Source organism: Nonomuraea sp. SYSU D8015, from assembly GCF_008065375.1.
GTDB lineage: Bacteria > Actinomycetota > Actinomycetes > Streptosporangiales > Streptosporangiaceae > Nonomuraea.
In genome coordinates, this window is record NZ_VJYI01000003.1 from 546,266 (window position 1) to 566,208 (window position 19,943).

Genomic DNA, 19,943 nt, shown 5'->3' on the forward strand with positions numbered 1-19,943 from the left:
GGAGCACCGTGAGCTACCGGCTCCCGCTCGTGACCTCGTCGCAGCCCCGCCGGGCCAGTTCATCCGCGCGTTCATTGCCGGGGTGGCCGTTGTGGCCCTTCACCCACAGCCACTCGACCTGGTGCCTGCCGGCCGCTTGATCAAGCCGCTGCCACAGGTCGGCGTTCTTGACCGGCTCCTTGGCCGCGGTGCGCCACCCGTTGCGCTTCCACCCAGCGATCCAGGAGGTTATCCCGTTCCTGACATACGTGCTGTCGGTGTGCAGCCGGACCTCGCAGGGCCGCTTCAACGTCTCCAGGGCCATGATCGCGGCCAACAGCTCCATGCGGTTGTTGGTGGTCGCGCCCTCGCCACCGTGCAGCTCCCGCTCATGCTTGCCGTACCGCAGCACGGCGCCCCAGCCGCCGGGCCCGGGATTGCCGCGGCACGCGCCATCGGTGAAAATGTCGACCACGTCCGTCACGCTGACAGTCTCTCAGGCGTGCAGCAGTGTGACCGACCGGCCGGAGGGCGTGGTGGCGGTCGTCACGGCCGTGCGTTCGGCCGTCGCCGGGGCCGTTTCAGGCGACCTTCACGGTGTGATCGCCGAAGTCGGCCACAACGTCCAGCGCGACGACGTAGGCGCGCAACGTGTCCAGTCCGCCGATCTGACCGTGCTCGATCTGGGACACACGAGCCTGAGAGATACCCAGACGCTTGCGGGGATCGAAGACGAACAACAGCCGGATCTCCGCCTTTCCAGGAACCCGAGGTCGTAACTCCTTGAGGTTGTGCAGGACACGGGAGGTGACTGGCGGCCTGCAATGTCAGGCGCTCGACCAGCATCCGGTTGACTGCGACCCGGCGTCGCCACCTCCGCCTGCCCCCGGAGCCGGGCCGACTATGACGAAGGCACGCCTCTGACCACGGTGGTGGTCAGGGTGCCGACCTCGGCGATGCCGATGGTGACGGTGTCGCCGTCCTGGAGGGTGAACGGCAGGTCGGGGACCAGGCTGGTGCCGGTGGCCAGGACGGCGCCGTCGGGGAAGACGTCGGCGCGGAACAGGTAGCCGGCCAGCTCGTCCAGGCGGCGGTGCAGCTCGGACGTGGACGACTTGCCGTCCCACACCGTCTCCCCGCCCCGGGCGATGGTGAGCGTGATGTCCAGCGCGTACGGATCCGAGACCTCCCACGCCGGCCGGATCGCCGGCCCCACCGCGCACGCGCCCAGGTAGATCTTGGCCTGCGGCAGGTAGAGCGGGTTGACGCCCTCGATGGTACGGGAGCTGACGTCGTCCACGACCGTGTAGCCGACGATCTCGCCGGCCGTGTTGAGCACGAGGCCCAGCTCCGGCTCCGGCACGTCGATCTCCGAGTCGGCCCGCACCGCGATGCGCCCGCCGTCCCCGGTCACCTTCCACGCCACCGACTTGAAGAACAGCTCGGGCCGCTCGGCGTCGTAGACGAGCTCGTACACGTCGGCGGCCCGCTCGCTCTCCAGCACCCGCGCCTCGCGCGAGCGCCGGTACGTCACGCCGGCCGCCCAGACCTCCATCAGCCCGTCCACCGGCGCCAGCCTGCGTACCGAGCCCGACGGGTGCCGGGTCCCGTCTGCCGCCGCGCAGCGCTCGCGCAGCTCCCCGGACGACGACCGCAGCAACTCGCCGATGGTGGTGACCCCGGACAGCTCGACCACGTCGGCGCCGTCGTCGACGCCGACCGCGTCCACGCCGGTCAGGGGGCTGACGAACCGTACGATGTGCATGCGTGCTCCTAGCTCTCCATCAGAGGCGTCTGGACGAGAGTCTTCCCTACCCGCTCACACCTCTCTCCCGCAGGGTGTGCTAGATCACCTCGAAGTCGGCCATCATCGCCATGTCCTCGTGTTCGAGATTGTGGCAGTGCAGCATGTAGCGGCCCCGGTGGCCGGCGAAGCGGACGAGCACGTCCACGACCTCGTAGGGGCGCACGTCCACGGTGTCCTTCCAGCCGCCGTCGCTGGCGAGCGGCGACCGGCCGTTGCGGGCGACCACCTGGAAGTGGGCCAAATGCACGTGAACGGGATGGTGGAAGTCGCTGGTGAGGCGCCAGATCTCGGAGGTGCCCAGGCGCGGGCGGGCCAGCGGGACGCCGGGGCGGTAGGAAGAGCCGTTGATCGTCCAGGCGGCGTCCGTCCTCCGGAAGTCGAATCTCCGGGTCGTCACCGCCGAAGGCCGTCGCTCCGGGCTGGTCAGAGTGCGCGGCACGGCGCTGTCGTCGGCCGCCCGGCGCGCGACGACGAAGCGCATGATGTTCCGGGCCGGGCCGTCTGCCAGGGTGTTGACGAGGGTGACCGTGCTGCCGACCGGGTAGGCGGAGAAGTCCACGACCACGTCGTACCGCTCCCCCGGCGCGATCGGAATCGTGTCGTGGGCCACCGGCTCGGCCAGGAGGCCGGCGTCGCTGCCGATCTGGGTGAAGCGACCGCCGGGCGTGAGCGCGAGCCGGTAGCGACGGGCATTGGAGGCGTTCAGCAGCCGCAATCGGTGGCGGGTGGCGGTCACCTCGGCGACCGGCCAGGGCGCCCCGTTCACGAGGATCACCTCGCCCTCGACGCCCTCCATGTAGTCGCTTCCGAAGTGGCCGCCCGCGTGCAGGTCCGGATAGCGGAAGGAGCCGTCCTCGTCGAACGAGCGGTCGCAGATCATCAGCGGCAGCTCCCGCTCGCCCCGTGGCAGCGGCAGCGCGTCCTCCTCCGCGTCCCGCACCAGCGCCATCCCGGCCAGCCCGCGCCATACCTGCGGCGCTGTGTGGTCCATCCGGTGGTCGTGGTACCAGAGCATGGCGGCGGGCTGGTCCAGCGGGTAGTGGTAGTCCTTCACGAGGTGGTGGCGGGTCTCCGCGTGCCGGTGCCGGTCGTGCCCTTGGTGTCCCGATCCGTAGGCGGCGGGTACGACGAGGTCGGTCGGGTAGCCGTCGGAGTCCGGCGGGTTGACGCCGCCGTGCAGGTGGGTGGAGGTCGGGACGGGCAGCTCGTTGCGGACGGCGACGGTGACGGGCTCGCCGCGCCGCAGCTCGAAGGTCGGCCCGGGGAAGGCCCCGTCATAGCCCCAGACCTCGGTGGTCGTGCCGGGGACGATCTCGACCCTGGCCACGCGCTGCGTCACCTCGTAGCGGCCCGGGCGTACCGGCCGGGTGACCTCGGGGACGGGCAGCGGGACGGTGAAGGGCCGGGGCAGCGGCAGCCGGCCGGCGAGGAGCTCCCCCGAGACCTCAGCGCGCCCGCCGCATCCGGTGGCGGCCAGCCCGGCCCCGCCCAGCACGCCGAGGAACGCCCTCCTGGAGACGGCGGTCATGCCGTGTTCCCGCGGAGCGTACGCCAGGTCCAGGCGGTGAACATGACCGACATCCCGAAGATCGCCATGCCGAGCGGGAAGTGCAGTGCGATGACCCGGGACTGGCCCAGCACCACTTGCACGGTCTCCGCCGCCACGAGCCCGAGGCTGGCCAGGGCGGGCCAGAGCGGCCCGCGGCCCGGCCGCCACAGCAGGATCGCGGCCAGGAACTGCAGGTACAGCAGGCTGTGCGTGAACCCGCCGTTGTTCCGGTGCCAGGCCAGCAGGTCGACGTCGCCGGTGACGAACAGCCCGGCCAGCACCGCCTGCCCGAGCACCCCCGTCAGGTGGGCGGTCGCCGGCACGCGCAGCGACCAGACGATCCAGTTGGGTGAGGTCGAGGTCATGCACAGAATGCTGAGGGACGACGCCCCGGCCGGGCGTCGCCCGGCGGGCTGCACCTTGACGTACTCCCGGGGTCGTACATCGCGGGCGCGGCCCCCGAAACGTACGACCGGGGGGTGACGTCCGGCCGGGTCGGCGTCGCCTACGTTGTGAGCATGCGGAGCCGGAAGATCGACGTCCTCGTGGCGGTGAGTGCGCTGGCGGCGATCATGGGGGGCACGTACGCGAACCTGTCGTGGTCCGGTCCCGGCGAGCGGTCGCTCGACGCGGCGGGGCTGATGCTGATCGGCGTCGCGTCGCTGTCGCTGGCCTGGCGGCGCGCGGCTCCGCTGGCCGCCGGGAGCGTCGCCGTGGCCGCCGCGATCGCCTACTACTACGCCCACTACCCCGGCGTGTTCGCCGCCGCGCCCGCGCTGGCCTCGATCTACACCCTCGCCGCGCTCGGCCGCCGCAAAGCCGCGATCTGGCTGGCGGCGGCGCTGGGAACCGGCGTCTACGGGCTCATCGCGCTGGCCGACCAGGATCCGATGCCCGGCGACGGGATGTCGCTGCTGAGCGGCTGGCTGGTGGCGATGGTGGTGGTCGGCGAGGTGGTCAGGAGCCGCCGCGCGTACCTGCGGGCCGTGGAGCAGCGCGCCGAGCAGGCCGAGCGCACCCGCGAGGAGGCGGCGCTGCGCAGGGCGGGTGAAGAGCGGCTGTGGATCGCGCAGGAGCTGCACGACTCGCTCACACACAGCATCTCCGTGGTGAACGTGCAGGCCGCGGTGGCCATGGAGCTGCTGGATCGCGACCCCGGGCGGGCCCGCGAGGCACTGGCGGCCATCAAGGAGTCGGGGCACGAGGCGATGAACGAGCTCCGGGCCACGCTCGGCGTGCTGCGGCAGACCGCACCCGAAGGCGTCGAGAGCGGGCTCGCCGCGCTGCCGCGCCTGGTGTCCCGGGCCGAGGGTGCGGGGCTGCGGGTGTCGTATGCCGTCACCGGCACACCGTACGCCGTGCCGCCCGAGGTGGGCCGGGCCGCGTACCGGATCGTCCAGGAGGCGCTCACCAACGTGCTGCGTCACGCGGGCGCGGTGGCATCGGTCGAGGTGGCCGTCCGCTACGATCCGGCGGGAATCGTGCTGCGGGTGGACAACGACGGCGAAGCCGGCGCGGCGGGGCCGGGAATGGGGCTGATCGGGATGCGCGAGCGCGCGGTGGCCGTCGGCGGGTCGCTCACGGCGGGGCCGGGCGAGGACGGCGGCTTCAGCGTACGCGCGGAGCTTCCCGTGCCGGTGCGGTCGTCGTGATCAGGGTCCTGCTGGCCGACGACCAGCCGCTCATCCGGGCCGGTTTCAAGGCGCTGCTGGAGCTGACCGACGACATCACCGTGGTCGGCGAGGCAGGCGACGGGGCGCAGGCCGTGGAGCTGGCCCGGCGGCTGCTGCCTGACGTGGCGCTGCTCGACGTGCGGATGCCGGTGCTGGACGGCATCCAGGCCACCCGCAGGATCGGCGCCGACCCGGAGCTCGACGGGGTCCGCGTGGTGATCCTCACCAACTACGCGCTCGACGAATACGTCTTCGCCGCGCTGCGGGCCGGGGCCAGCGGATTCCTGCTCAAGGACATCGAGCCGGGCGAGCTGCTCCAGTCGGTGCGGGTGGCCGCCCGCGGCGACGCGCTGTTGTCCCCGTCGGTGACGCGCCGCCTCATCGAGGAGTACGTCAGCACACCGCCGCGGCCGGTTTCCGTGCCCGCCGGGCTGGAGCGGCTGACCGGCCGGGAGCAGGAGATCGTCGCCTTGGTGGGGCGGGGCATGTCGAACGAGGAGATCGCTGAACATCTGGTGATCAGCGGGGCCACGGCCAAGACGCACGTGAGCCGGGCGATGGGCAAGCTGGGCGTGCGTGACCGCGCGCAGCTGGTCGTGTTCGCGTACGAGTCCGGGCTGGTGGTGCCGGGCGGGCATGTCTAGATGGCCAGCAGGAACTCGTAGATGTTCAGCATCCAGACCAGCATCCACAGCAGGACGGCGGGAAGCCGGGCCATCCCCCGTCCGGTTCCGTCAGCAACCACCCGGTAGCTCAACGCCTTCCGTCGACGGCGACCGATATCTTCCTAGTCTGCGCCTCCGCGCCCGCCCGTGCGCACCCATCAGCCGTTGACGGGTTTGCCGAGGGCACTGCCGGCCAGCCACTCCTCCCACGACTTCGCCCACGGGGTCGGGCCGTTGCCGAACTGCAGCTTCCTCGAGGTGCCCGTCACCTCGATGATGTCGCCGCGCTGGGTGAAGTCGTAGAACCAGCGGGCGTTCTCCGGGCTGGCGTTCACGCAGCCGTGGCTGACGTTACGGCTGCCCTGCGCGCCTGTGGACCAGGGGGCGGAGTGCACGAAGGTGCCGCTGTAGGTCATGCGGACGTTCCACTTGGTGCGGATGCGGTATTCGCCGGGCTCGCCGATGGTGGCCGAGTCCATGACCATGTCGGGGTCCTTCTCCTGGGCGATCATGACGCCGCTGTAGCTGTCGTCGCCCGGCCTGCCCAGGCTGACCGGGAAGGTCTTGACGACCTCGCCGTTCTCCCGCACGACCGCCCGGTGGGACTCGGCGCTGATCTTGGTGATATGGGAGGGGCCGACGGTGAAGGTCAGGCTGCGGTCTTTCGTGCCCCACAGCCCGTTACCGGCGCGCAACCCGGTCAGATGCGCCACCACCGTGACCTTCTCCCCGACGGGCCAGTACTCGCGCGGCCTGAACTGCACCTCCCGGTCGCTCACCCAGCTCCACGCGCCCTCGACCGGCTTGGACATGCGCACCACCAGCGCCCGCTCGATCCGCGCCCGGTCCTGCTTGGCGGTGATCGGCTGGGACAGCAGGAGCTGCACGGGCATGCCGACGCCGACCTTCTCCCCGTCGAGAGGCGACATGCCGCTCTCCAGCACCCGCTTCGGCTTCAGCGTGGTGAACTTCGCCTGCGCCGCGACCGGCTTGCCGTCCGTGCCGGTGGCCTCCGCGCTCACGGTGTACGCGGACGAGGGCCGTAACGGCCACCGGGGACGCCAGGTCCCGTCCGCGGCCACCGAGCCGCGGACCTCGCGGCCCTTGGCGTCGGCGACGCTCAGTTTGGTGACCTTGCCGTCGGTGACCTTGACGCTGACGCCGGTGTCCGGGGGGACCTTCTTGGTGCCGTGGGCGGGGGTGATCGCCAGCTTGGCGATCGGCCCCTGCTCCGCCGGCTTGCCCGGGGCCGCGGCCCCGCCGGCGCCGCCGCCGGAGGTGCATCCGGCGATCAGGAGCGCCGCCGCGGTCAGCATGCTCGTGAGGGTCGTGCTGGTCCGGCCGTTCCGCATCGTCGATGCCTCCCGTGCCCGACAAATAGGGACAACGGGGAGATTCTTCCCGCCACGGCGGCAGGCATGCGGTATCCGACGGGGTTGACATAGATCGGGCACGGGTCTTCTCTCAACGGTACGGGGGTCGCGAGGGGAGCCGCCATGTCCGCCGTTCGCCGGTCCGTCCTTGCCTCGACGTGGGCCCTGATGTGCGCCGCCGCGCTCGTCGTCGTGCCCCTCGATGCGGCGATGGCCCAGCCGCCGGGAGGGCCCGGGGCGATGTCGCACTTCGGGCTGGCCAGGAAGGACTGCGTGGGCACGGCGGCCAACAGGACGTCCAAGGTCTGGTACACGGTCGCGGGCGGTGTCCTGTCCGACGTCTACGAGCCGACGATCGACAACACCAACGTGGAGACCATGCAGTTCGTCGTGACCGACGGCAGCACGTTCACCGAACTGCAGGCGCGTGACACCACGTACCAGGTGGCCACCGACCGCTCCGGCATGACCTGCACGATCACCTCCACCAGCAAGAGCGGCCGCTACCGGCTGACCACCACCTACGTCACCGACCCGGACAGGAACGCCGTCGTGGTCCGCACCCGGCTCCAGCCACCCGGACTGAAGCTGTACGTGCGGCTGGACGCGAGCGTGAACGGCAACGGCGGCGGCGGGCAGGCCAACGGCGGCGCGGACGACGGCGTCGTGGACGGCCCGACCGGCGCCCCGGTGATCTCCGACGAGAACACCGAGACCTCCGCCCCGGCCCGCGACTACGCCGTGCCCACCCACCTGGCGCTCCGGGCGGAGCGGCGGCTGCCGCAGGCGAGCGTCGGGTACGCGGGCACCCCCGGCGACGGCGTCGCCCAGCTCGACGCGGCCCGCACGCTGACCCCCTACGCCGAGGCCCCGGACGGCAACGTGGTGGCCACCGCCCAGCTGCCGATCGACGGGCGGGGCGAGGTCACCTTCGCGCTCGGGTTCGGCCGCACCAGGGCCGCCGCCCTGCGGACCGCGGGCGAGGCCGCGAGCCGGCCGTTCCAGAGCGTCCGCGCGAAGTACGAGGCCGGCTGGGCGGCCTACGACGCGGGCCTGCGGCGCCCGCCGAACGCGCACGCCGACCTCTACCGGCTCTCGGCCAACGTGCTGAAGGCCAGTGAGGACAAGACGTTCCCCGGCGCGGTCGTGGCGTCCCTGGCCAGCCCGTGGGGCCAGGCGGTGCCTGCGGGCGACCTGGTCGGCGGCAAGGCGGTGTACTTCGGCTCCTACCGCGAGGTGTTCTCCCGGGACCTGTACGAGGCGTTCACCGGGTTCCTCGCGGCCGGGGACGTGGCGACGGCCAGGGCCACGGCCCGTTTCCTGCTGGAGCGCCAGCAGTTGCCGGACGGCCGGCTGCCACGCAACTCCCTGCTGAACGGCGCGCTCGCGCCCGACTCCGGGGGCGACCAGCTGGACGAGACCGCGTACCCGATCCTGATGGCCTACCAGTCCGGCCTGACGGGGATGTGGCACGACGTGCGGGCGGCGGCGGACTTCCTGGTGTCGCACGGCCCGGCGTTCGGCGTGGAGCGGTGGGAGGAGCAGTCGGGCTACTCGCCGTCCACGATCGCGGCCGAGATCGCCGGGCTGGTCGCGGCCGGGGAGATCGCGGCCCGGCACGGCGACCAGGCCAGGGCCCGGCTGTATCCGGCCACGGCCGACCACTTCGCCCGCTCGGTGAAGGAATGGACGGTGACGACCACCGGCCCGTACGCCTCCCGCTACTTCCTGCGGCTTTCCAGGAACGGGGATCCCGACGCGGCGGTGTCGTACAACCTGGGCAACGGCGGCCCGACCGAGGACCAGCGGCGAGTCGTGGACGCCGGGTTCCTGGAGCTGACCAGGCTCGGCATCCTGCCTCCCGACGACCCGGACGTGCTGGCCAGCCTGCCCGTCGTCGACCGGGTGCTGCGCCGCACGACCGCGACCGGCCCCGGCTGGTACCGGTACGGATCCGACACCCCGGGCGCCGAGGACGGGTACGGCGACTGCTACGAGCCCGACCCGACCTCCTGCTCGCCGTCGGGCAGGCCGTGGCCGACCGGCAACACCGGCTCGGGGCATGTGTGGCCGGTCCTGGCCGGTGAGCGAGCCGAGCAGGCGCTGCAGATCCGTGATCCGGCCGCGGCGGCGGCGCTGCTCAAGGCGATGCGGGACATGTCGTCGGGCACGGGGCTCGTGCCCGAGCAGGCGTGGGAGAACCCGGACCTGCCGGCCTCCCCCTACGGCACGGACCCGGCGACGGCCTCGATCGGCATGCGCGACGGCGGGCCCGCCGGCTCGGCCTCGCCGTTGACCTGGGCCCAGGCGCAGGCTCTGCGGCTCATCCTCTCCCTCGGCTCGAACCGCCCGGTGGAGCAGCCCGACATCGTGCGGCGGCGTTACGCGGCCATGCCGCAGGAGGCCCCGCTGACGGTCACCGCGCCGGCCGACGGGACCGCGGTCTCCGGCACCTCGGTCACCGTCGAGGGCACCACCGCGCCCGGCGCGCGGGTGGACATCGCGGCCACGCCCATCGACACCGGCGCCCCCACGCGGGTCGTGTCGGTGCGCGCCGGGTCGGGCGGCGCGTTCGCGGCGCAGGCGCCGGTGTCGTTCGGCGAGGTCGTGCTCACCGTGACCGCCACCACGTCCGACGGCCGCACCGGGCACGCCCGCCGCACGGTCGTCGGGGACATCGTCGGAGCCACGACCGTGCTCGACGTCGCCGACCCGGAGGGGGACGACGCCGGGCCCGGCACGTACGCGTACCCGACGGCCGCCGACTTCCACGACGGCGCCTTCGACCTGCGCCGCTTCCAGGTCATCACGGACGCGACCACCGTCTACCTGCGGGCCGAGCTCCGCGACCTGTCCCCCACGTTCGGCAACCAGATGGGCGCCCAGCTGCTCGACGTGTACGTCCAGGACCCGGCCGTGGCGGCGCGCTCGACCGAGGCGGCCTTCCCGCAGCGTAACTACCAGGTCGGGGATGCCTGGTCGCAGCGGGTGGAGGTGCAGGGGTTCGCCGCTCCGGTGTGGGTGACGGCCGAGGGCGCGGCGCGGGCGGGGGCGGCCGTGCGGGCGTCCGGGACGACGCGGACGATCACGATCGCGCTGCCCAGGAGCACGTTCGGGACGCCGGGGCCGGGGTGGCGCTTCGCCGTCGTGCTGACCGGCCAGGACGGGTTCAGCCCCGACCAGGCCAGAAGGTTCGCCGCGACGCCGCAGCCGTACCAGTTCGGCGTGTGCGCCGCGGGCGTGACCGATCCGCTGTGCGCGGTCGATCCCGGCACGGTGCCCAAGGCCATGGACGTGATCGTGCCGGCCGGGCAGTCCCAGGCCGACGTGCTCAACCCGCTGCGCGGCCCGGTCGCCGTGCCCGCCGTCCCCGTCCCCTGATCACCGTGTCCACGACCGTTGCGCCGCGTCCCGGATCCGGCGCCCGACCGGGGCCGGGACGTCGCCGTTCGGCGCCGGTGGCAGGGCCGCAGGCGCCGGCGGCACCAGCACCGCGGCCTCCTCCTCGGTGACCGGCCGCTCGATCTCGGCGAAGCGGCCCTGCGGCCCGCGTACGATCACCCCGGTCTCCACCCCGTGGTCGACGGTGTGCCGGTCACGCTCCCGCAGCCCCATGGCGATGCGCCGGGCGACCACGAACCCGAGCACCGGCCCTGCCACGACCGCGACCCGGAAGATCCAGGTCGTCGCGTTCAGCGAGATGTGGAAGGTCGAGGCGATCAGGTCGTTGCCGCCGGCCATCCACAACACGCCGTAGTAGACGATCCCGGCGACGCCCACGCCCACCCGGTTCGGCACCTCACGCGGCCGGTCCAGCAGGTGGTGCACGGCGCGGTCACGGGTGACCCACCGCTCGGCGAACGGGTACACGGCCAGCCCGGTGAACAGCAGCCCCGGCGCGACCAGCGCGGGGACGACCACGCTCATGCTCACCGTGGAGCCGAGGACGGTGAACTCCCATGGGGGCATGATCCGCAGCGCGCCCTCCAGGAAGCCCATGTACCAGTCGGGCTGCGAGCCCGCGCTGACCGTGCTCGGCACGTACGGCCCGTACAGCCAGATCGGGTTGATCTGGAAGAGCGTGGCGAGCAGCGTGACCAGCCCGAGCACCCACAGGAAGAACACCGTCGTCTTGGCGATGAACGCCGGGAAGAACGGCGCGCCCCGCACCACCCGGTCGCTCAGCCCCTTGGCGCGGAACTGGGTGTGGGTCTGCCGCCACGTCAGCACCACCGCGTGCAGCGGGATGAGCAGCAGCAACAGCCCCGGGATCAGCAGAACGTGGATGCTGTAGAGCCGGGAGATGATGTCGTCGCCGGGGAACTCCCCGCCGAACAGGAAGGCCGCCAGGTACGTCCCCACCAGCGGGATCGACAACGTGACGCCGTGCAGGATGCGCAGCCCCGCGCCGGACAGCAGGTCGTCCGGCAGCGAGTACCCGAAGAGTCCGTTGAACATGACCAGCACGAACAGCGCCACGCCGATCAGCCAGTTGAGGTCGCGGGGCTTGCGGAAGGCGCCGGTGAAGAAGTTGCGCAGCATGTGGGCGACGATGGCGGCGAGGAAGACGAGCGTGGCCCAGTGGTGCATCTGCCGCATCAGCAGGCCGCCCCGCACCTCGAAGCTGATCTCCAGCGCGGAGGCGTACGCCTCGCTCATCCGCACGCCGCGCAGCGGCAGGTAGGCGCCGTTGTAGACCACCTCCTGCATCGCCGGTTTGAAGAAGAACGTGAGGAACACGCCGGTGAGCAGGACGACCACGAAGGAGTACAACGCGATCTCCCCGAGTAAGTACGTCCAGTGGTCGGGGAAGACCTTGCGCATGGCCTTCTTCATGAAGGCCGCCCCGCCGATCCGGTCGTCGAGAGCCCTGGCCAGTGAGCTGCCCTTCATCGCCACTCCGCGTCATGGTGGGTTGTCCATCACCACTACGACGCCGCAGAGGGGCAGAATGTGACATTCAGGCGAAGCGCTCGACCGTGACCGGGATCAGCCCCTGCTCACGGAGGGCCTGCCGGTGGTGATGCAAGAGGGCGCCGAGCGTGGCGAGCGGCCCGGCGCCGAGCCGTACGGTCACGTCCACGCACCAGGCGATGCCGGCCCCGATGCGGCGCAGCTCCCAGGTGAACCCGTGGCCGCTCGCGCTGCCGGACGCCTTGCCGACCACGCGCGGGTCGCCGGTCGGCTCCAGGCGCAGCGCGGCCTGCGCGTTCGCCAGCCCGGCCGCGCCCAGCTCACCGGCGAACAGGATGCGGTAGCGGCGCGCCTTGGCCGGCGCGGTGCCCAGGTGCAGCGGCGCGGAGGCGGGAAGGGGCTGACGGCGCCGGAAGTGGTCGCGCAGCAGGTCCTCCTCCGGCAGCTCGCCCCCGCCGAGGTAGGCGTAGGCGTCGCGGGCGTCCTGCCGGTCCACCGGCCTCACCCGCCTGCGCAGGGCGCCGTCGGACCGGATGGCGCGGCTCACCTCCGGGGCCGCCAGCCATTCGCCGGTCTCCGATCCCCATTCGGCGCTGTCGATGCCGGCCGCGGTGAAATCCTCACAGAGCACGAACTCCTCCACCAGGATTCCTGCAGGTGAGCGATCGTCTCCCGAGGCCGAGACCAGGTAGTAGTCCATTCACGGGATGATCCCCGCACCGGGAAGGCCGGATCAAGCTCACGCGCCGGTGCGGCGGCTCTCCGGCGGGCCGAGGTAGCTGTACAGCACGCCGCCGGTGTCCACCACGAGGCGCTGCAGCACGACGGTCGGGTCGACCATCCAGAACTTCAGCGTGTGCACGCCGGGCGTCGCGATCGTGTGGGTGGTCGTGGTGACGTTGACGTTCTCGGAGGTGTTGCGCTCCCACTGGCGGTTCATGGTGGTGTCGTTCGCGCCGGTGACGGTGGTGACGTTCACGATCTGGGGCGGCTGGTCGTCGATGGAGACGGCGTAGCTGAGCCCGTCGGTCGGCAGCACGTTGTTCCTGGGCGACAGGAACGCCGACACCTTGACCTGACCCGTCGTGTGGAGGGTCATCGTGTACTCCAGGCGGGGGCTGTCGCCGCCGGGCGCCTGGCGGGCGGCCGTCACCGGGAGCGGGGTCACGCCGTCGGACGTCTTGCCCAGGTCGGGGATCACCTTCCACGTGCCTACGGCTCTGCTGTGGTGGGCGGCCTCCATCGCGACGTACCCGCCGGCCTCGACGAAGCCCCTGGGCCGCCCGGCCGGGTTGTCGACCACGGCCGTCACCGTGACCTGCTTGCCCGTGCCCGCGACCGTGATCGGGACCTCGGTCCTGCCCTTGGGCGCGCGGGAGAAGTCCACCCGCACGGCGAGCCGCACCTGGTCGGTGACCTGGCCGGACCTCGGGGTGACGGTGACCCACGGCTGGGCGGCCGTGGCGGTGTACGCGAACGGGGTGGTGCCGCGGTTGAAGACCTCGATGTACTGGCCCGGATACGACTGGTACGGGCTGAACGCGGGCAGCACCGCAGCGTCCGTCTCATCTGGGCCCACCGCGTCCGGCCACCACCGGTCCGAGCCGTCGACGGCGACGCCCATGTCGGCGCCCGCCGGGACCTGCGTGCGCACGAGGTGCGGGTAGAACGCGTCGGGCAGGGCCACGTGGTTGCGCTCCGGCTGCTGCCAGGGCGCGTTCGGGCCGTACCGCTCCACGTCGCCGTAGCCGATCTTGGGTTGCAGCTGGAAGTCCTTCCATTTGCCGCCGGCCAGCTCGGTGTTGTAGTACGCGTTCATGGCCTGGTCCTCGTCGAACCTGGCCTGGGCGAGGTCGGCCTGGGCATTGGCGGCGGCGCGGCCCTGGCGGGCGTAGAGGATGTTGGTGAACTGGGCTCTGCGCAGCTCGTAGAGGTTGGCCGTGGCCTTCACCTGGTAGTAGACGAGCTGGTAGTAGGCGTCGTCGTACCCCGACGGAAGCTTTTTCCGGATTTTTTCGGCTTTGTCGGCGAGGTGCCGCCATTCCGCCACCACCCGGTCCATCTCGCGGTAGCTGGTCAGGCTGAACGGGGTGTCCTTGTCGTCGTACGTGATCTTGGTCGGGTCGGCGGGGTCCGTGTGGATGCGGCGGTTGAGCAGCTCGGGCTTGCGGCGGGCCTGGAGCCTGCCGTACTCGTGCAGCACGGCGGCGATCTCGGCGGCCCGCTCGGGCCCGAAGTTCTGGGCCGCGTAGCCGCGCTCCCATTCGTCGAGCTTCTCGATCGGCAGGCGGTCGGGGTTCCAGGCGTAGTCGAGGAAGAACTGCAGCGGCAGTTCCTCGTTCTTCATGTCGCCCACGTTGACGACCCAGAGCCGGTCCACGCCGTAGCGGTAGGCCAGGTTGAGCTGCTCCCACGTGCTCGCCAGGTTGATCGTGTCGACCCACTTGTAGTTGCGGCCGCCGCCGACGTAGTCGAAGTGGTAGTACATGCCGTAGCCGCCGGCCCGGGCCGGGAGCGACCGGTCGGGCAGCTTGCGCATGTTGCCCCAGTTGTCGTCGCAGAACACCACGGTCACGTCGTCGGGCGGGCGCAGGCCGCGGTCCCAGTAGCGCTGGACCTCCTTGTAGAGGGTGAAGACCTGCGGCACCTGCGACATGCCCTCCTGGTCGAGGATCCGCCGCTGGGTGGCGATGATGTTCTCCATCAGGTCGATGCCGTCGCCGTCCGGCAGGCTCACGTCGCCGTTGCCGCGCATGCCGAGCGTGACGACGCCCTCGAAGCCCTGCTCGCGCATCCTGCGGGCGCCGTCGGTCCAGTACTTCTCGACGGCCTCGCGGTTGCGGCGGAAGCTCCACTCGCCGGTGCCGCCGTACGCGTTCGGGTGCCGGTTCCACTCCTCTATGCCGCGCATCATGGGGGCCTCGTGGGAGGTGCCCATGACGATGCCGTACTCGGCGGCCACCCTGTGGTTGTCCGGGTCGTCCTCGGCGAAGGCGCGGCCCCAGACCGCCGGCCACAGGTAGTTGGCCTTGAGCCGGAGCATCACCTCGAAGACGCGGGCGTAGACCTTGCTGTTGAAGCCGCCCGGGTACCCCGGCGCCAAACCGGGGCCGAAGTGCTGGGGCGCCCAGGTGCCGAGGTTGGGGTTTTCGTCGTTGATGAAGAAGCCGCGGTACTTCACCTTCGGCGTGCCCTGGGTGTGGCGGCCCGGCAGCACGTAGAGCGCGTCCTGGTGGCGGACGGGCACGTCGTCCCACCAGTGCCACGGCGAGACGCCGATCTCCTTGGAGACGTCGTACGCGCCGTAGATCGTGCCCCGCTGGTCGCTGCCCGCGATCACGAACGCGCGCCGCACGCCCGGCATCGGGTTCCGCACCACGGTCTCCAGCGAGGTCTCCCACTTGCCCGCGATGCCGGACACGTCCAGCTTGCCGGCGTTGATCAGGCCGTCGATGAGCGGGCTTCGGCCGATGGTGCCGACGAGCACCACGTCGTCCTGCCGCGGGACCTCGTCCTTGGACACGTCGGGCCGGACGCCGGTGACGCGCTCGATGTCGGCCCGCAGGTCGCCGACGACGCGGACGACGCCGGCGTGGTCGCCCGCACTGACCACGATCGGCGCCGCCCGCCCGGCGGCCACGAGAGGGAACCGCCCCGGACCGCCGGTGCCGGAGATGTACGTGCCGGGACCGGTCTCCATGCCGGCCTGGGCGGGAGTGGGGACGGCGGCCGCCGCGGCCACCACCGCGACGGACAACAGCAGCCTGGCGAGCCTGGTCATGGCGGGGTCTCCGATGAGTGCGGGCCAATGAAACTTTCGGAGGCACTGGGAAAATTTCGCAGGGCAACGCGGATGTTAAACCGCCTTGACACGGGCGGTCAATGCCTCCGCAGGGCCGCACGAGAGCCCGCCCGGAGCAGGCGGCGCATCTTCGTCATCCGAAATGCGGGCTTCCGCGAACCATGTGCGAACGGCGGTTGTCGAAGACATATGCGTGATCCCGGCAGAGGCCGGGACCACTTTCAGGGGATGCGCCGGGGGCGGTGCGCGAGGGGGATGGATGAACATCGGTGCGAGGCCGCACCGGCCTGTGCGGGCTGGGGCGAAACGGGGGAAGGCGCGGATGATCGCCACGGCCGTCCTGGTCACGGCGTCCTGCGGAGCCGGCCTGCTGACGGCCGGCACTGGAACGGTCCAAGCCGCGGCGCGGCCCGACGTCCAGGGCGGCGGCCGGCCCGGGCCCGAGTCGTCGCGAACCGGGCTGTCCGGCCTGTCCGAGACGTGGTCCAAGGCGTCGACGGCGCTGCTGCAACCCGTGATCGCGGCCGCCGAGGGCGCCCGGGGCCGACCGGTCGACTGCCGCCGCGCCAAGTGCGTGGCGCTCACCTTCGACGACGGCCCCGGCCAGTACACCGACGCGCTCCTGCGGCAACTCGCCGCCTACCGGGCCCGGGCCACGTTCTACGTCACGGGCCAGAACGTCGTCGCGTACCCCGGCATCCTGCGCCGGACCGTCGCGGCCGGGCACGAACTCGGCAACCACACCTGGTCGCATCCGAACCTGACGAGACTGTCGGCCGCCGGAGTCCGCGCCGAACTGGCCCGTGCGGACCAGGCGGTCAAGGCGGTGACGGGGCTCGTGCCGCGGACCATCAGACCGCCGTACGGAGCGTTCAACACGGCCGTGCGCAGGCAGACGTCGCGTCCCATGGTGATGTGGAGCGTGGACACCCTGGACTGGCTCCACCGCGACAGCGCCAAGGTCGCCAAGAAGGCGATCAAGTCGGTACGCCCCGGCAGCGTCATCCTCTTCCACGACATCCACCCCACGACGGTGCGGGCCATGCCGCAGGTCCTGAAGGCCCTGTCCAAGCGCGGCTACACGTTCGTGACCGTCAGCCAGATGTTCGGCGGCAACCCGCCGCGCCTCGTCTACAGCCGCGGCGGCGCCGGCCTGCTCTGAACCCCGGGAGGCGGCCCGGTGCCTGGCGGGGGCCGACACGGTGAAGCCGGCTCATGGACGGACCCGGATCACGCGGTCGCCCGGCTCCGGCCGGAGCCTGTCGTGGTTGAGCCGTCCGCGGGTGACCGCGATGACGAGCAGCGCCAGCACGATCTCGGCGATCGGGCGGGCCTGGAGCAGGTCGCGGACGTCCAGGCCGGGGAGGAGTTCGTGGGCGAGGACGCCCAGAGAGTTTCCGGTGGCGCGGTAGAGCACTGCCAGCAGGATGCTGCCGTGGGTGTTGTTGTAGATCCACGTGAACACGACCGCTCCGGCGGTGACGCCGCCGACGAACGTCGCGAAGGCCAGGCCACGGCCCGGCACGTCGGCCGGCGCACCGTTGTAGCCGGGGACGAGCAGGTAGATCGGCAGGTGCCAGAGGCCGTGCAGCGCGCCGAGCACAAGCGATCCCCCCAGCGGGGTCAAGCGCTCCTGGAGCCGGGGCAGCGCATAGCCGCGCCACCCCGGCTCCTCTCCCAGCGGCCCGCCGCACACCAGGATGAACAGGTAGGTGGCAGCGAGGGCGGCGGTCGGCACGCTCAGGGTGACGAGCGCTTCCGGCCTGGTCAGCGCGGCGAGGACGAGGAGGGCGGGCCAGCCCAGGAGCACCACGGCGTACCAGACGGGGGCGACGCGCCACAGGACGAGCCGCTGCAGCAGGGCCCGCACCCCTGCCCGGCCCTCCGTGACCGCCGTCATGACGAGGGCCGACAACGTCGGGCCGACGAATGTGGCCATGGTTCCGGCGAACCCCATCATCGGCCGGCCGAGCACCCCGAGCGTCACCGCCATCCACGACCAGGACAGCGCAAAGCACATCACGAAATAGCCGGTCAACGGGCGGCGGCTCAGGAGGTTGGACAGCGTGGACGGCATGGTGGTCCGGGCGCCTCTCTGCTGGGGATGGGTCTCTCACCCCTAGGTAGCGGTGCGGGCGGGAAAGGATTGGCCGTCCCAACCTCCCTACAGGGACGTGATCAGCTCCCGTGCCCAGTGAGCAGTCCGGTGAACGCGTGGCCGAACGGCCGGCCCTCGTGCAGGTTCCTGGCGAAGGCGAGCAGTTCCGGCGCGGTGGAACAGACGCCGCCGACGTGCCTCACGGCCGCCGCGCACGGTGGGCGGCGCGCCTCGATCGGGCTTACGGCGAGGAAACCCGGTTCCGGAGACGATCCCGCACAGCGCTCGCCGCTACCTAGTTCCTGAAGCGGCACGGGCTCTTCCCAGGAGGCAGGAGTTGGAGGCGGAGACACGGTGAACTCCAGCAGACCGGACGGCGCGCGGCAGGCGGTCGTCACGTTCGACTCACATCCCGTGGAGCCGCGGGAACAGGACGATCCGCAGCTCCTGCAGGCGATCGCCCGCGGCGACCGGGGCGCGCTCGTGACCCTGTACCAGCGACACGCGGGCGCGGTGCTGGCGCACCTCACGCTCGTCACCGGAGATCACGGGCTGAGCGAGGAAGTCCTGCAGGACACCATGCTCGCCGTGTGGCGCGGCGCGGGGTCGTACCGGAGTCTGTCGTCGGTGCGCTCGTGGATCATCGCGATCGCGCGGCGGCAGGCCCGCGACCGGCTCAGGAGGCGGCGCGTCACGATGGTCGGCCAGGAGAGCCTGGCCGAGCGGGCGGCGACCGGGCCGGGACCCGAGGACATCGCGCTGGACCGCGCGAAGGCCGGCGAGGTGGCGGAGGCCATCAAGGCGCTCGGCGTGCCGCATCGCGAGGTGCTCGGGCTGGTGTTCGGCACCGGGCTGACGCTCGCGGAGACGGCGACGGCGCTGGAGATACCTGTCGGGACGGTCAAGAGCCGGCTGGCCGCGGCCCGGGCGGCGCTCGCCCGCGCCATGACGGAGAGGGGATACGCATGATGGCCCACCTGACGATGGAGGAGCTGGCCGCCTGCGCCAACGGCGCTCCCGGGCGCGACCATCTGGCGGCGTGCGAGGCCTGCCAGGCGGAGGTCCGGCGGTGGCAGGTCGTGGCCGAAGGAGTGCGGCAGGCGGCGCCCGCGTACCTGCCGCCGCCTCAGCCGCTGCGGCACGCGCTCGCGGCGATCGACGGCGCGCCTGTGCGGCGCCGCCGGGTGGGGCTGCTGTCCGCGGCGGCCGCCGTGGTGCTGGCGGGCACGGCCGCGTACGCGCTGGGCACCGCGGACCGGGCGGTCGACCCGTCACGACCCGTGACGGTGGCCGCGGTCTACTCGACGGACTGCCCCGACCTGAAGGTCGCGGCCGGCAAGCTGACGTCGGTCAGCGGCTCCACCATGGTCCTGACCACGGCCGGCGGTATGTCGATCACGGTGCGCGCCGGCGTCGGCACGAAGATCACGCACCAGGTGACCGGCGACCTCGGCGAGCTGGCCGAGGGCACACACGTGATGGTGCGCGGCGAGGGCACCGAGGCAGGCGACACGATCAGAGCGCGGCAGGTCGCGATCACGCCCGACGCCATGAAGCTCCCCGGCCTGCCGAACCTGGGCGATCGGTTCAACGTGACCCGGCGGATGGCCGCCAACGGCACCGTGATGGGCTCCGTCATCAGGGACGGCCAGGACGGCTTCACCGTGCGCGCCGGCGACGGCACCGAGGTCCGCGTCGTCACCACGACGTCCACCCGGCTGATCAAGCAGGAGAGCACCGTGCTCGGCGGGCTCCAGACCGGCGAGTACACCGTCGCGGTCGGCGCGCTGGAGGACGACGGGACGCTCTCGGCCCGGACCGTCCAGCAGAACGCGCTGACCGATGAGGCCGGTCGGCATGCGCCCGCGCTGCCGTCCGGCTTGCGGGATCGGCTGCCGGAGCCTGGGGAGGGCCTGCGGGACCTGCCCCCGCTGCCGGACGCGCCCCCGGAGGGGCTGTCGGACGACCTGTTCGACGGACTCGGCTGCGACGCCGACGCGATCGCCGGCACCGCGGTGTACGGAGCCGGCGCATAGGGCCTTCAAGACCGCCGTTGCCCCTCCTCGGCCCGCCCGGGGCGACG

The 19,943-nt window shown here is 71.9% G+C and carries 17 protein-coding genes; 6 read left to right on the forward strand and 11 right to left on the reverse strand.

What is annotated here, in order from left to right:
* Positions 1 to 13: 13 nt before the first annotated feature.
* The 5 genes from rnhA to ID574_RS17965 all read right to left on the reverse strand — a co-directional run bounded on the left by rnhA (position 14) and on the right by ID574_RS17965 (position 3,700).
* Positions 14 to 463, reverse strand: coding sequence for a ribonuclease HI (gene rnhA, locus ID574_RS17945; protein WP_188190018.1), 450 nt, complete (start codon positions 461 to 463; stop codon positions 14 to 16).
* A 97-nt stretch (positions 464 to 560) separates the two neighbouring features.
* Complete coding sequence (locus ID574_RS17950; RefSeq protein WP_223166809.1) at positions 561 to 719, reverse strand: helix-turn-helix domain-containing protein; 159 nt, start codon at positions 717 to 719, stop codon at positions 561 to 563.
* Positions 720 to 880: 161 nt separating this feature from the next.
* Positions 881 to 1,744 (reverse strand): fumarylacetoacetate hydrolase family protein, encoded by an 864-nt coding sequence (locus ID574_RS17955; RefSeq protein WP_188190019.1) that lies wholly within the window; start codon positions 1,742 to 1,744, stop codon positions 881 to 883.
* Positions 1,745 to 1,823: 79 nt separating this feature from the next.
* Positions 1,824 to 3,314 (reverse strand): multicopper oxidase family protein, encoded by a 1,491-nt coding sequence (locus ID574_RS17960; RefSeq protein WP_188190020.1) that lies wholly within the window; start codon positions 3,312 to 3,314, stop codon positions 1,824 to 1,826.
* Positions 3,311 to 3,700 carry a hypothetical protein gene (locus ID574_RS17965; protein WP_188190021.1) on the reverse strand — a complete coding sequence of 130 codons (390 nt, stop codon included), beginning with the start codon at positions 3,698 to 3,700 and terminating at the stop codon, positions 3,311 to 3,313. The genes ID574_RS17960 and ID574_RS17965 overlap by 4 nt, the downstream gene beginning before the upstream one ends.
* 153 nt (positions 3,701 to 3,853) lie before the next feature.
* On the opposite strand from ID574_RS17965, the gene ID574_RS17970 reads away from it, so the two are divergent.
* The gene (locus tag ID574_RS17970; RefSeq protein ID WP_188190022.1) at positions 3,854 to 4,987 is read left to right on the forward strand and encodes a sensor histidine kinase; all 1,134 of its coding nucleotides are present in this window, start codon (positions 3,854 to 3,856) and stop codon (positions 4,985 to 4,987) included.
* Positions 4,984 to 5,652, forward strand: a complete 669-nt coding sequence (locus ID574_RS17975; protein WP_188190023.1) for a response regulator — start codon at positions 4,984 to 4,986, stop codon at positions 5,650 to 5,652. Before ID574_RS17970 ends, ID574_RS17975 begins: the two co-directional genes overlap by 4 nt.
* Positions 5,653 to 5,831: 179 nt before the next feature.
* Here the strand turns inward: ID574_RS17975 and ID574_RS17980 are convergent, their stop codons facing one another.
* Positions 5,832 to 7,025 carry a L,D-transpeptidase gene (locus tag ID574_RS17980; RefSeq protein WP_223166810.1) on the reverse strand — a complete coding sequence of 398 codons (1,194 nt, stop codon included), beginning with the start codon at positions 7,023 to 7,025 and terminating at the stop codon, positions 5,832 to 5,834.
* 144 nt (positions 7,026 to 7,169) lie between these two features.
* Between ID574_RS17980 and ID574_RS17985 the strand changes: the two genes are divergently transcribed.
* Positions 7,170 to 10,427 carry a glucodextranase DOMON-like domain-containing protein gene (locus tag ID574_RS17985; RefSeq protein ID WP_188190024.1) on the forward strand — a complete coding sequence of 1,086 codons (3,258 nt, stop codon included), beginning with the start codon at positions 7,170 to 7,172 and terminating at the stop codon, positions 10,425 to 10,427.
* Here ID574_RS17985 and qcrB read toward each other — a convergent pair whose 3' ends face one another.
* The 3 genes from qcrB to ID574_RS18000 all read right to left on the reverse strand — a co-directional run bounded on the left by qcrB (position 10,428) and on the right by ID574_RS18000 (position 15,741).
* On the reverse strand, positions 10,428 to 11,939 hold the full coding sequence (qcrB, locus tag ID574_RS17990; RefSeq protein ID WP_188190025.1) for a cytochrome bc1 complex cytochrome b subunit: 1,512 nt from the start codon (positions 11,937 to 11,939) through the stop codon (positions 10,428 to 10,430).
* Positions 11,940 to 12,006: 67 nt separating this feature from the next.
* On the reverse strand, positions 12,007 to 12,660 hold the full coding sequence (locus ID574_RS17995) for a hypothetical protein (RefSeq protein WP_188190026.1): 654 nt from the start codon (positions 12,658 to 12,660) through the stop codon (positions 12,007 to 12,009).
* 39 nt (positions 12,661 to 12,699) lie between these two features.
* Complete coding sequence (locus ID574_RS18000; protein ID WP_188190027.1) at positions 12,700 to 15,741, reverse strand: glycosyl hydrolase 115 family protein; 3,042 nt, start codon at positions 15,739 to 15,741, stop codon at positions 12,700 to 12,702.
* Between the two features lie 343 nt (positions 15,742 to 16,084).
* On the opposite strand from ID574_RS18000, the gene ID574_RS18005 reads away from it, so the two are divergent.
* Positions 16,085 to 16,924, forward strand: a complete 840-nt coding sequence (locus ID574_RS18005) for a polysaccharide deacetylase family protein (protein ID WP_188190028.1) — start codon at positions 16,085 to 16,087, stop codon at positions 16,922 to 16,924.
* A gap of 51 nt (positions 16,925 to 16,975) precedes the next feature.
* Here ID574_RS18005 and ID574_RS18010 read toward each other — a convergent pair whose 3' ends face one another.
* Both ID574_RS18010 and ID574_RS61600 read right to left on the reverse strand, forming a co-directional pair.
* A complete protein-coding gene (locus ID574_RS18010; RefSeq protein WP_188190029.1) occupies positions 16,976 to 17,839 on the reverse strand; it encodes a CPBP family intramembrane glutamic endopeptidase in 864 nt (287 codons plus the stop codon).
* 101 nt (positions 17,840 to 17,940) lie between these two features.
* Positions 17,941 to 18,063: a hypothetical protein gene (locus tag ID574_RS61600; protein ID WP_262496003.1), complete on the reverse strand. Its 123-nt coding sequence runs from the start codon at positions 18,061 to 18,063 to the stop codon at positions 17,941 to 17,943.
* A 151-nt stretch (positions 18,064 to 18,214) separates the two neighbouring features.
* Between ID574_RS61600 and ID574_RS18015 the strand changes: the two genes are divergently transcribed.
* Positions 18,215 to 18,829: an RNA polymerase sigma factor gene (locus ID574_RS18015; RefSeq protein ID WP_223166811.1), complete on the forward strand. Its 615-nt coding sequence runs from the start codon at positions 18,215 to 18,217 to the stop codon at positions 18,827 to 18,829.
* Positions 18,826 to 19,896: an anti-sigma factor family protein gene (locus ID574_RS18020; RefSeq protein ID WP_188190030.1), complete on the forward strand. Its 1,071-nt coding sequence runs from the start codon at positions 18,826 to 18,828 to the stop codon at positions 19,894 to 19,896. Before ID574_RS18015 ends, ID574_RS18020 begins: the two co-directional genes overlap by 4 nt.
* The last annotated feature ends 47 nt before the right edge of the window (positions 19,897 to 19,943 follow it).

Bases quoted from the DNA above. Each gene is read 5' to 3' on its own strand.
- ID574_RS17955 (WP_188190019.1), bottom strand. From the start codon at position 1,744: ATGCACATCGTACGGTTCGTCAGCCCCCTGACCGGCGTGGACGCGGTC.
- ID574_RS17960 (WP_188190020.1), bottom strand. From the start codon at position 3,314: ATGACCGCCGTCTCCAGGAGGGCGTTCCTCGGCGTGCTGGGCGGGGCC.
- ID574_RS17965 (WP_188190021.1), bottom strand. From the start codon at position 3,700: ATGACCTCGACCTCACCCAACTGGATCGTCTGGTCGCTGCGCGTGCCG.
- ID574_RS17970 (WP_188190022.1), top strand. From the start codon at position 3,854: ATGCGGAGCCGGAAGATCGACGTCCTCGTGGCGGTGAGTGCGCTGGCG.
- ID574_RS17980 (WP_223166810.1), bottom strand. From the start codon at position 7,025: ATGCGGAACGGCCGGACCAGCACGACCCTCACGAGCATGCTGACCGCG.
- ID574_RS17985 (WP_188190024.1), top strand. From the start codon at position 7,170: ATGTCCGCCGTTCGCCGGTCCGTCCTTGCCTCGACGTGGGCCCTGATG.
- qcrB (WP_188190025.1), bottom strand. From the start codon at position 11,939: ATGAAGGGCAGCTCACTGGCCAGGGCTCTCGACGACCGGATCGGCGGG.
- ID574_RS17995 (WP_188190026.1), bottom strand. From the start codon at position 12,660: ATGGACTACTACCTGGTCTCGGCCTCGGGAGACGATCGCTCACCTGCA.
- ID574_RS18000 (WP_188190027.1), bottom strand. From the start codon at position 15,741: ATGACCAGGCTCGCCAGGCTGCTGTTGTCCGTCGCGGTGGTGGCCGCG.
- ID574_RS18005 (WP_188190028.1), top strand. From the start codon at position 16,085: ATGATCGCCACGGCCGTCCTGGTCACGGCGTCCTGCGGAGCCGGCCTG.
- ID574_RS18010 (WP_188190029.1), bottom strand. From the start codon at position 17,839: ATGCCGTCCACGCTGTCCAACCTCCTGAGCCGCCGCCCGTTGACCGGC.
- ID574_RS18020 (WP_188190030.1), top strand. From the start codon at position 18,826: ATGATGGCCCACCTGACGATGGAGGAGCTGGCCGCCTGCGCCAACGGC.